Raw genomic sequence first — 11,171 nt, 5'->3', positions numbered from 1 at the left:
AGCCGGCCGAACCGGCGGTCTTTAACGCGACATCGTGTTAAAACCAACCCGACACGCCTACTGTCACAAGGCCAAACCCCGGTCATAAACACCACGTTTGGTTCCTATAGCCCCGCGCATCGGGCAGCGCCTCGATGACGAGCGGCTGGACGAGCGCATCATAGAGTCCGACGGCGAATCCGGCGAGGAACGAGAAAATCATCAGGCTCTTCTCGCCGCCGATCACGGCGATCGCCAATCCCACCGCCAGCGCGATTGCGTACAGCACGCACGTGCAGACCACGGCCGCGCGCGAATCACGCCACCACGGGCCGAATCCTTCGACGAACTTGTCGGTGATCGCACCGGCGGACTGCGTGGCGAGCAGCATGCCGGCGAACGAGGCGAGCGCGAGCAGCGCGATGAGCACGCCGGACGGTAGCGTGACGGGGGCGGACGTGAACACGGGCTGGTCGCCGTACACCGAGAACCGCACGACGTACCACAGGTAGGCACCGGTCATCGCGACGGCGGCGCTGACGAACACGCGCGACCAGAACAGGCGGCGAAACGTCTTCGCCTCAGCGCCGCGCGGCAGGCGCGGCGACGCCGCGGCGAACACCTCACGCCAGTCGAACCGCTTATGCGGCTGTTCGACGCTGGAAGGTTCCTGCGGCCAGACGACCACGGCGCCCACACCGGACACGGCGAACAGGACGGCCGCGCACAGGAACGGGTTGAACGCGCCGAAGCCGACGGCCAGGCCGCCGACCACGCCGCCCGTCGCCTGGCCGGCGATCACGCCAATCGCATACCAGCGTTCGATGCCATCACGGAACTTGTCCGGCACACGTTCGGCGAGCGCGGCGGCGAGTGGCGAGACGAGCATCGCGTAGGAGAACTGCAGCGCGACCCACAGGATGACGAGCAGGGAGACCGCGGTGGCCGCGCTGAGCGCGAGCGCGATCAGCGCGGACAGGACGCCGCCGCCCACGAGCCACGGCGTACGACGGCCCAGGGACACGCGCGTGCGGTCGGAGAGCGCGGCGACCAGCGGCATGAACACGAGGCCGAACAGCGCGCCGACGGCGAGCAGTGCGGCCAGCGGCCAAACCAGTTCGGCGGGAGGCAAGGCCGCCGCGGCATCCGCGAGGGGGACGGCCACGCTACCGCTGCCGTTACTCGGAGCGACGGCGGGCACGGCGGCGTACAGGCCGACCGCGTGCGCGATTTGGTTCGGGACGGCGACGAGGTTCAATGCGGCCCACGGCGCGGTGATGAGCAGCGCACCCGTCGCGAACCCCCACTTGAGGCGGGAGAGCTGCACGGCGTCGGGGCGTTCGCCGTCGGCGGCGACCATCGGGTCGCGCATGTCGAGGAACGACGACGCATAGTCGGGTACGGCGGCGTCGACCTTGGCGGCCGCGACGACCGATGCGGTGCCGTCAGCGGCGAGGCGGGCGGCCTGCGCGGTCGGCTGTTCGGCGGACGCCTCCGGGGCGATGCGGTGCGGATCGGCGGCGAGACGGGAGACCGAGGCCTTGTCCTCGGCGCTCAGCGCCTTCTCGTAGTCGGGGCGATCGTCGATGCCCGGCCTCACATACGGCTCCATCATGATGGACTCCTTCCCTTTCCCTATGTCTCTCAGTACCTCGTTATACCTCTTCATATTGTCCCACTTGCCGGTCCGTTCGGACAGGGTTCCGGCCGTGGTTTCCAGGCCAGGCACCCGGCACCCCCTCAGTCGGCTTCGCCGACAGCTCCCCCTGAAGGGGGCGCAAAAGGCCATTCCCTTGCTCCTCCCTTCAGAAGGAGAGCAGAAAAGACCTTTCTTTGCGCCCCCTTGAGGGGGAGCTGTCCGCCGCAGGCGGACTGAGGGGTTTTCCCAGCCACCTCACAGCATCAGGCAAGAGAACCCCCACATTTGCCGACGTACTGTCTTACTGTTATAGCGAAACGCGCGCGGGCCCCGACCATGCCCGGTATCTCGGCCACACCGGCCGGCCTCCGCCGGCATCCCGCACCGCGCGCATAGGGATATAGAGGACTGGAGAAGCAGCTTATGTTCGTTCTCACCAACGCCTGGCGTGCCGTGACGCGCCGCTGGGCGATCTCGGCGTTGACCGTGGTGGTCACGCTGCTCGCATCGTTCGGCACGATCGCCTCGCTCGCCATCGTGCAGGAGAACGACACGGCGCACGGCAGCGCCTACGACGCGCAGACCCCGAACGCGGTCCTGCGCCCGACCGCCGCCACGCAGGCCACGATGAAGTCCGACGACGCGAAGGCGACCACCGCCCACTACCTCACGTTCGACGACTACACCCCGTACGCGGTCGCCGCACAGGAGAAGGCCGTCTCGTTCACGTACACGTTCATGGAGACCATTCCGGTGCGCCAGACCGCGAAGTTCAAGGCGATCGCCGGCACCGCGGACACCGACTCCTCCGCCGACAAGACGGGCGGCGAGTTCCAGCTGCGCTCCTTCTACGACGGCAAGACCAAGCAGGACAACGATTATGGCCAGTACACGATCGTCGACGGCAAGGCGCTCAAGTTCACCGACACCTCGTTCACCGGCGCGCTGATCTCCAAGTCCGTGGCCGAGAAGAACAACCTCAAGGTGGGCGACAAGTTCAAGGTCGCCGACCCGACCGACAAGTCGAAGACCTACGAGCTCACCGTGCAGGGCATCTACCAGTACAACGACAGCGCCAGCGGCACCAGCGGCAAGTACGCGAAGGACAACCGCGAGAACGTGATCTACACGGCGTACGCCACCACGTACACGCTCGGCCTCGACAAGCTCGACGACTCCAAGGCGAAGAACACCTGGTCGATGCCGAAGCTCGACATCATCTTCGATTTCAGCGACGTCGCCACCTACAACAAGTTCGTCACGCTCGTCAAGAAGGCGAAGCTGCCGAAGGGCTACACGCTCGAATCCCCCTCGCTTGAGGCCTACACGAAGTCGATCGAGCCGCTCGCCTCCGCCGCGTCCGGCGCGCGCGTCGCCCTGTGGGCGTTCGCGCTCGGCGGCTGCATCGTGCTCGCGGCGCTCACCATCGCGCGCACCTGGTCCGGCCGCACGGACGAGATCGGCATGGCGCTCGTCTCCGGCGTGACGAAGCCGCGCCTCGGCTGGCAGTTCATGGTCGAGACGTTCATACTCACCGTGGTTCCGGCGGCGGTCGGCCTCGTGGCCGGAGGCCTGGGCGCGGGCGCCATCGGCGCCGCGCTGGCCAACGGCCACGCCACGCCCGTCACGTCCGGCATCGTCTGGCCGTTGGTCTGGGAGTCGATCGGCATCGTCGTCGTGCTCGCGATCGTCGCGATGCTGCGTCCGGCGACGTTCCCCAACGCGAATCTGTTCAAGGCATCGGAGATTTCGGAGGACAAGGCATGAGCGAGAAGGACATCGACAAGGACGAGACGATCGTCGAGAAGAAGGACGACGTCGCGGCCGACGAGACGGTCGCCGACGAGACCGCCATCGACGAGACCGCGGAGACCGCCGGGAAGGATGATTCCGCCGAGACGGACGTGGACTCCACGGAGTCGTCCTCGGAAGCCACGGAAGCCGCTGACGCGGATGCGGACGACGGCATCACGGATGCCGACATCAACGCGCAGCCGGTCGAATTCAGCATCGTCTACGACGAGGACGGCGACGCGCAGATCGCGTTCGATCCGGACGCCATCGACAATGCCGACGATGCCGACGATATCGACGATATCGACGAAACCGACGAAACCGACGAGACGGATGACACCGCGGAAGGCGACGCCGCGCCGGTGGACGTTTCCGGTGAAACGGCCACCGCGGGCGAGCCCGACGCGGACGCTGACGACGCGACGGATGCCGGTGAAACGGACACCGCCGCGGACGACGAAACCGTCAACGAAACCGACGCACCCACGGCACCCGCGGAAACCGCCGATACCGAAGACACCGCCGAAGACAAGGCGGCCGACGCGAATCCCAAGGAGACGAGCGCGGCGGCCACGGCGGTGAACGCGCGACGCGTCAACGAGACGCTCGCGCTGGCCGCGAAGCACGCGACGCTCGACGCGACCGCCGACCCGAACGAAATCAAGGCGTCGGTGAAGCGTTCCGAACGCGCGCTCGACAAGCAGGTCGGCGACCGCGTGCTGCTCAAGTCGTACCCGACGTTCTCGCTCAACCATGCGACCACGACGAACCGCAAGACCGGGCGTCACGTGCTCGACAACGTGTCGATCGCCTGCTACGCGGGCTCGCTGTACGCGATCCGCGTGCTGCCCGACACGGACGATCCGGAGCAGCGCGTCACGCTGATGGAGGTGCTCGGCGGCTACCAACTGCCCACGTCCGGCACGGCGATGACGAAGAGCTCGAACCTCGCGGAACTGGAGATCAACGAACTGCGCGGGCATCGGCTCGGCATCGTGCCGCAGCGCTACGCGGTGCGCGGCGACCTCGACGCGGAAGCGAACGTGCGGTACGCGATGGACGCGTCCGGGCGCACGTACCTGAAGCCGAAGCCGGTGATTGCGCGCGAGTTGCTCGACCGCGTCGGATTCTCCGAGGCGACGAGCGGGCGTCCGGTGGGCGAGCTGCCGCTCGTCGAACAGCGCCGCGTGGCGATCGCCCGCGCGATCAGCTGCGAGGCGGACGTCGTGATCCTCGACGAGCCGACGAAGGGCCTGGATTCGGATGATGCGGCCGCGATTCTGAAGCTGCTCGCCTCGATCGCGCACGCCCGCGACCCGAAGCGCGCCGTCATCATCGTCACCGCCTCCGACGAGGTCGCACAGGCCGCCGACCAGACCTTCCCCCTCGCCGACTGAGACCAATTCGAATCGGCCCCCTCTGACGAGGGGGCTCCCGGCGAAGCCGGGTGGGGAAGAGACACCGGCCGCAGGCCGCAGGAAATAGAATCGGCCTTCGGCCGATGCAGTATCTCCCGCGCCCTGCGACCGCTCCTCTACTCTCCCCCAGTCAGCCTTCGGCTGACAGCCCGACCGCGATTACGGGCAGCCTTCGGCTGGCCTCAAATCGGCTCGCCTGCCGGCTCGCACATCGCCTACAAACGCCTCCGGCGTTTGCTCCACGGCGATGTCCCATCAGAGGGGGCCACATGTGTAGGCACAGCCCTCACACGATGACCATGCCGTATTCCTTGGCGAGGGGGCGCACGTCGACGACGCCGTACTGGTCGAGGAGTTCCAGCCAGCGGCGCTTGTTCTCCTCGCCGAAGCGGGCCGCGCGCTTCGTGTAGCTTTCCGCGGTGACGAACTTGGCGGGCAGCGACTTGCTGTTGTATTTGTCCGCCACCATCACGGTCTCCTGTTCGAGGTTGACCGGCACGTAGTCGGCCGGCGGCAGCGGCAGCTCCTGACGGATCACGTCGTCGCGCGTCAATCCCACACCGGTGTGGTTGCGCGCGAACTGCGCGATCTCCTCGTCCACGCCGTTCTCCAGCAGGTACTCATAGCCGAGCAGGCCGTGCTTGATGTACTTCTTGCCGGCGAATTTCAGCGGTTCGCCGTCGGTGCCGTCATGCTTGAGGACTTTGTACGTGCCGATGTCGTGCAGCAGTCCGCCGATCGTGACCAGATGCTCGTCGATGAGCCGCGGCGGCACATGCCCGCCGGTCACCCCGTCGGACGGCGGCACGGCGAGGAGATCGCGCGCGGCGGGTTCCCCGGACGCTCCGGCCCCGGCTCCGGCGGCGCCGCCCTCTCCCGCCTCGATGCCGGCGAGCACCGCCTCCGCACCCGCCGCGGACGGCGCGGCCAGTTCCGCCGCATCCTTCGGCAGCGTGCAGCGGCGCGCGAACAGCATGTTCTGGCGATGCGCGAGCATGCGGGCGATGCGCGCGACGATCACGCAATGCGTGTGGATCAGGTTGTACGCCTCTTCGGAAGGCGCGATCTTGTGGTGAAGCTCTTCGATCTGCTCAAGCGTAGGAACCATACCGCCATTGTATGGCGGCCTCGGAACGCGCCTTTCCGTAGGCGGTTTCCGCATTCCATTGGAAACCATACGTCGGAAACAGTCAGAAAATGACAACACCCTCAGTTGCAAAACCGCGGAATAAAGCCGATTCTAAATCGGAGCGCCCAATCACTCCCCCAAGCCACTTCCCAACGGAATCTCCAAACAACCAACACAACAGAAACGCATACTCGATATACGTTAAAAGGTATATCTATTCAGTGCATCTCGATGCCATCAACCAGGAGGAAGCACGATGAAACGCACATCATTTGACGACTACATGGCCAAGCGCGGACTCACCGAGCAGGACCTGCAGCCATACAAGGATCAGTTGCAGGAGCGCATCCGCGTCTACGAGCTCAAGGAGGCACGTAAAGCCTGCGCGCTGACGCAGCAGCAACTCGCCGACCACATGGGCGTCAGCCAGAAACGGGTCTGCGAACTGGAACGCGGCGACATCGACCACACACAGGTCTCCACACTGAAGCGCTACGTCGAGGGACTCGGCGGCATCCTGCACGTCAGCGCCACCCTCCCCGGCCGCGAACCGATCGTCATCGTATGAGATGAAGCCTTCCCCCGCGATCAGTCGATGGAGCGCATCGACCATTCGCCGGTGCGGTTGGAGGCGACGATCATCTGGTCGTTTTCGAGCTCCTCCCAGCCGTCGGCCTCGGTCTGGTCGAATCCGGAGGAGGCGACGACGATGCCCGCGGGCGCGCCCTCCTCGTCGGTGAGCGCGCGGTAGCGCATCACACGGTAGTCCTGCGCCTTCTCGCCCTGGCCGTACTGGTCGTAGATCTCGACGATGCGCGACGACGTGCGTTCGCGGCCGGCCGCGTTCAACGCGATGAACTGGTCCTGCGACTGGATCATGCAGTTGTAGCTGGAACGCGGGTACGCCTGGCGCAGCTCGCGCACGGCCTGCGCCACGGCCTCGTCGAGGTCGTAGCCGAAGCCGATGTATTCGAGGATCACGGCGAAGAAGATCGCGGAGTCGGAACGGCCGCCGGTGGACAGGAACACGCTGTGGTTCACCGGGTACTGGCGGTTCGTCACGATGTTGCGGCCGTGCGAATCGGAGATGTCGCCGTTGTGGATGAAGCTCAGTCCGTTCGCGAAGAACGGCTGCTGGTTCTCGAGGATGAGCGGCAGGTTCGAGGAGGCGAGGCGCAGATGCCACAGGCCACCTCGCGCCGGTTCGGAGGCGAGTTCGGGGAAGACCGGGTCGAGGCGCGCGGCCACGGTGGTCTTGTACAACTTGGTGCCGGTCTCGGGCGAAGGCGCGCCGCCGTCGAGTGTGCCGGGTCGTTCGATCGGCTCGTAGAGCATCGCGCAACCCCAGCCGTCGTTGTGGATCTCGCTCATCTCACGATAGGCATCCACACCCTCCGTGCCTAGGATTGCGTTGAGACTCAGGTTGAACCCTGCCGTCGCGTAACCCAGTAATCTGCACATAGTTGGCTACCATAACCCGCACACGATTCGACGCGCGGCCGGTGCTATAAGCGTTGCTTATAGGTTTCACCCGCGCGTCTCGTCCGCGCGTCTCGTCCGCGCCGCATCGCGGCCTCACCGCACCGGCGGCAGATCCCCGGTGACCGGCTCGTTCCCGGCGGCGCGTTCGATCCGCTTCAGCCGCGGCGGCCTGCGCGTGGACACGAACAGCGGCTGCACTTCGACGAGCGGGTTGTACGGCGCGAGTCCGAACCATTTGACCGGCGATCCGGCGACGTGGCGGATCGCGTACTTGGTCTGCAGCGACAGCGCCCCGCGCGCGGAGACCTTCGACTCCGGCATCAGCGCCTTGTGAATCAGCACGTAGCGGATCGTGCCGATGTTCGGATCGGCGTCGACCTTCGGGTACAGCGACTTCTGCTGCGGCAGTTCGCCGGTCTTCGACAGGTCGTGCATGATCTGGTGCAGGTACGCCGGAATCGACTGCGACACCTTGAATCCGAGCCGGATGCGCACGCGGAACAGGAAGTCGGTGCCGAAGTTCTGCACCTCGTATTCGCGCGTGAACGGCTGGTCGGTGGTCTCCACGCTCACCGCCCACCATGCGCGGGCGCGCTTCGGATGGTCGGCGAAGATGGAGAAGAAGATGTCGGTGTCGAGTCGTTTCGTCTCGGTATCGGACGTCAGGTAGACGATGTTGTCGGCGAAGTACGGGATGCGGAAGTCGCCGTGCAGCTTCTCCAACGTGGGCAGGAAGTCCTTCGGGCGCATGTGGCGGCGCTGCGCGCGTTCCAGCTTCGTGCCCTCGTTCCACGTGTACATGACGAACAGGATCGCGATGGTGAGCAGCATCGTGAACCAGCCGCCGTGCAGGAACTTCGCCATCGACGCGATGAAGAACAGGATCTGGATGGCGAGGAACAGCACGAGGAACACGATCGCGCCGACCCGCCGCTTCGCGTACCACAGGTACACGGCGAGCAGGATCGTCGTCGTGATCATCGTGATGGTGAGCGCGAGTCCGTACGCGGCGGAGATGTGTTCGGAATCCTTGAACATCGCGAGCACGAGCAGCGTCGCGACGCACAGCACCGCGTTGACGACCGGGATGTACAGCTGCCCGCGCGTACGCGCCGGGTAGCGCACCTGAAGATGCGGCATCCAGTTGAGTCGCGTCGCCTCGGAGACCATCGTGAACGCGCCGGTGATGAGCGCCTGCGACGCGATCACGCCGGCGGTGACGGACAGCACGACCGCCACGTAGCGCACGTTCGGCGTCATCATCTGGAAGAACGGGTTCAACGATTTCATCGTCGTGTAGTGCGGGTCACGGCTGTGCGCGAGGATCCACGCGCCCTGGCCGAAGTAGCAGCACACGAGCGCGACCTTGATGAACGGCCACGTGAAGTAGATGTTGCCGCGGCCCACATGGCCCATGTCGGAGTAGAGCGCCTCGGCGCCGGTGGTCGCGAGGAACACGGTGCCCATGAGCGCGATGCCGGCGTCGTTGTGCGGGCTGAACAGGAACCGCACGCCGTACACCGGGTTGAGCGCGGCGAACACCGTCCAGTCCTGCGCGAGGTTCACGAGGCCGACCACGGCGAGGAAGCTGAACCAGACGAGCACGATCGAGCCGAACACGCGGCCGATGCTTTCCGTGCCGCGCGACTGCACCATGAACAGCACGACGATGATGACCACGGTAATCATCAGCGTGAGGCTCGGATTGTCGTCGAACAGTTCCTCGAGCGGCGGCAGCGTCTGCAGGCCCTCGACGGCGGAGCTGATCGACACGGCCGGCGTGAGCACCGAGTCGGCGAGGAACGCGGCACCGCCGACCATCGCGGGGATGGCGAGCCACGCGCCGCGGCGGCGAATCAGCGAGTACAGCGCGAAGATGCCGCCTTCGCCGTTGTTGTCGATCTTCATCGCGATGAGCACGTATTTGACGGTGGTGATCAGCGTGATCGACCAGAACACCAGCGACAGCATGCCAAGCACGGCCTCACGGTCGACGCTGCCGATGCCGCCCTGCCCGGAGAGGAACGTCTGCGCGGTGTAGAGCGGCGAGGTGCCGATGTCGCCGTAGACGACGCCGAGCGCGACGATCATCATGCCCCAGCTGACCTTGTTCGGCCCGGACTGCAGGCGCGCCCACCAGCGGCCGAAGCGTCCCTTCGCGGCGGTGGTGGCGAGCTTGGCGGCCTCCTTGTTCTCGGCCTCGGCCTGCTTGGCGAGGACCTCGCGCTCCTCCTTGGTGAGGGTGCGGCGTGAGACCTTCGGGGCGTTGGTGAAGGTGTCGGCCCTCAGCAGCGCCTCCTTCTCCGCCTTGGCCTTCTCCTGGCGCTCCTGCCATTCCCGGCGTTCCCGCCGTTTCCCGTCCAGGGCCGATCTGCCGGATTTCGTATTCGTTTCGGTCGCGGTGCCGCCTACCACCTTGCGGGCGCGTTTGGTCTGCTGATTGCGGTCAGCCATACGCTCAATCCTCCATGCGGAGCAGCCTCACACTGCCTGCCGTTCTCGATGCTCTTTCGTCTCTTGCGTCACACTCGCTTTTCTTCGGACACACATCGTAGTCCGCCACCGCAATCACCACAAATTCACCAGCGGCACCAATCATCGCCGCGAAATCAGCGGAAATCCACCATTCCTCCCCCACTTCACCCGATATTCACCGCGCCGTCACCACACCACCATCACCGCGCCGCGCGCCACACTGTCACCACGCCACACCGCCACCGCCACACTCGCACGCGACTCACACGCCGTACACCGCGCGCGTGGTGGCGCGGGTGCCGCGCGCCACCGCCGCGAGCGGCAGGTCGAGCGTATCGGCCATCGCGCGCAACGTGTACGGGATCATGTACGGCGCGTTCGTGCGCCCGCGGTACGGCATCGGCGTGAGGTACGGCGCGTCGGTCTCCACCATCGCGTGGTCGAGTCCGACGATGCGCAACGATTCGCGGATTCCCTCGTTGCCCTTGTAGCTCACCGTGCCGGAGAAGCTCAGGTACCAGCCGTTCTCGCGCGCGATCGCGGCCATCTCGGCGTCGCCGGAATACGAGTGGAAGACGGTGCGTTCGGGCGCGCCGTCGGCGAGCAGCGTCTCAATCACCTCGCGATGCGAGTCGCGGTCGTGGATCTGCATCGGCAGGTTCAGCTCCTTGGCGAGCGCGATGTGCGCGCGGAACGCCTCGCGTTGCAGTTCCAGCGCGCCTTCGCCGGTGCGGAACAGGTCCATGCCGGTCTCGCCAATCGCGACGACCTGGTCCGGGTACGCGCGTGCGAGGCGTTCGACCTCGGCCATGGCCTCGTCGAACGGCACGTCGTGGTACGGCTTGTACGTGACGGCCAGTCCGTCCGGCCCGGCCACCGCGCGGTGGCCGTGGCGCACGGCCTCGTTCGGGTGGATGGCGATGGCCGCGTGCACGACGCCCGGATGCGCGACGGCCATGTCGATCGCGCGTTGGAGGTTCGGCAGTTCGCAGCCGCAGTCGACGATTCCGGTCACGCCGACCGCCGCCGCCTGCGCGAGCAGCTCGTCGACGTCGTAGACGGGCACTTCCGGCTGCCCTTTCGCGACGGCCTCGTGGCTCATCGCGCGCGCGAACGGCACGACGGATGCGACGTGCGTGTGATTGTCGATGACGTGGGCGTCTTCCGGCAGCGATTCCGGCGCGGGCGCCCAGCTGCGGTCGCGATGATGATGCTTGCTCATAACCGCCCAGTCTAGCGAGCCGCGCGCCACCGC

8 protein-coding genes are annotated in these 11,171 nt (G+C 66.2%); 3 read left to right on the top strand and 5 right to left on the bottom strand.

The features are described from left to right. Positions 1-82: 82 nt before the first annotated feature. A complete protein-coding gene (locus tag AC1AYX_RS04130) occupies positions 83-1,594 on the bottom strand; it encodes an MFS transporter (protein ID WP_476502304.1) in 1,512 nt (503 codons plus the stop codon). Between the two features lie 447 nt (positions 1,595-2,041). On the opposite strand from AC1AYX_RS04130, the gene AC1AYX_RS04125 reads away from it, so the two are divergent. Next, complete coding sequence (locus AC1AYX_RS04125) at positions 2,042-3,385, top strand: FtsX-like permease family protein (protein ID WP_476502303.1); 1,344 nt, start codon at positions 2,042-2,044, stop codon at positions 3,383-3,385. Next, the gene (locus AC1AYX_RS04120; RefSeq protein ID WP_476502302.1) at positions 3,382-4,809 is read left to right on the top strand and encodes an ATP-binding cassette domain-containing protein; all 1,428 of its coding nucleotides are present in this window, start codon (positions 3,382-3,384) and stop codon (positions 4,807-4,809) included. Before AC1AYX_RS04125 ends, AC1AYX_RS04120 begins: the two co-directional genes overlap by 4 nt. 307 nt (positions 4,810-5,116) lie before the next feature. On the opposite strand, the gene AC1AYX_RS04115 is transcribed toward AC1AYX_RS04120, so the two are convergent. Further along, the gene (locus AC1AYX_RS04115; protein ID WP_476502301.1) at positions 5,117-5,938 is read right to left on the bottom strand and encodes an HD domain-containing protein; all 822 of its coding nucleotides are present in this window, start codon (positions 5,936-5,938) and stop codon (positions 5,117-5,119) included. A 277-nt stretch (positions 5,939-6,215) separates the two neighbouring features. Here AC1AYX_RS04115 and AC1AYX_RS04110 point away from each other — a divergent pair, with 277 nt between their 5' ends. After that, positions 6,216-6,527, top strand: a complete 312-nt coding sequence (locus AC1AYX_RS04110) for a helix-turn-helix domain-containing protein (protein WP_243394279.1) — start codon at positions 6,216-6,218, stop codon at positions 6,525-6,527. 20 nt (positions 6,528-6,547) lie between these two features. On the opposite strand, the gene AC1AYX_RS04105 is transcribed toward AC1AYX_RS04110, so the two are convergent. The 3 genes from AC1AYX_RS04105 to AC1AYX_RS04095 form a co-directional block, all read right to left on the bottom strand. Further along, positions 6,548-7,420, bottom strand: coding sequence for a class II glutamine amidotransferase (locus AC1AYX_RS04105; RefSeq protein ID WP_101621691.1), 873 nt, complete (start codon positions 7,418-7,420; stop codon positions 6,548-6,550). Positions 7,421-7,534: 114 nt separating this feature from the next. Beyond that, a complete protein-coding gene (locus AC1AYX_RS04100) occupies positions 7,535-9,895 on the bottom strand; it encodes a KUP/HAK/KT family potassium transporter (protein WP_476502300.1) in 2,361 nt (786 codons plus the stop codon). 283 nt (positions 9,896-10,178) lie between these two features. Beyond that, positions 10,179-11,138: a TatD family hydrolase gene (locus AC1AYX_RS04095; protein WP_476502299.1), complete on the bottom strand. Its 960-nt coding sequence runs from the start codon at positions 11,136-11,138 to the stop codon at positions 10,179-10,181. Positions 11,139-11,171 lie beyond the last annotated feature (33 nt).

The sequence above is a fragment of the Bifidobacterium sp. LH_419 genome (assembly GCF_056356955.1).
This window is presented reverse-complemented; position numbering and strand designations above follow the sequence as displayed.

What these genes read in the sequence shown, in the direction of transcription:
- AC1AYX_RS04130 (WP_476502304.1), bottom strand. Translation starts at nt 1,594, where the DNA reads ATGATGGAGCCGTATGTGAGGCCGGGCATCGACGATCGCCCCGACTAC.
- AC1AYX_RS04125 (WP_476502303.1), top strand. Translation starts at nt 2,042, where the DNA reads ATGTTCGTTCTCACCAACGCCTGGCGTGCCGTGACGCGCCGCTGGGCG.
- AC1AYX_RS04120 (WP_476502302.1), top strand. Translation starts at nt 3,382, where the DNA reads ATGAGCGAGAAGGACATCGACAAGGACGAGACGATCGTCGAGAAGAAG.
- AC1AYX_RS04115 (WP_476502301.1), bottom strand. Translation starts at nt 5,938, where the DNA reads ATGGTTCCTACGCTTGAGCAGATCGAAGAGCTTCACCACAAGATCGCG.
- AC1AYX_RS04110 (WP_243394279.1), top strand. Translation starts at nt 6,216, where the DNA reads ATGAAACGCACATCATTTGACGACTACATGGCCAAGCGCGGACTCACC.
- AC1AYX_RS04105 (WP_101621691.1), bottom strand. Translation starts at nt 7,420, where the DNA reads ATGTGCAGATTACTGGGTTACGCGACGGCAGGGTTCAACCTGAGTCTC.
- AC1AYX_RS04100 (WP_476502300.1), bottom strand. Translation starts at nt 9,895, where the DNA reads ATGGCTGACCGCAATCAGCAGACCAAACGCGCCCGCAAGGTGGTAGGC.
- AC1AYX_RS04095 (WP_476502299.1), bottom strand. Translation starts at nt 11,138, where the DNA reads ATGAGCAAGCATCATCATCGCGACCGCAGCTGGGCGCCCGCGCCGGAA.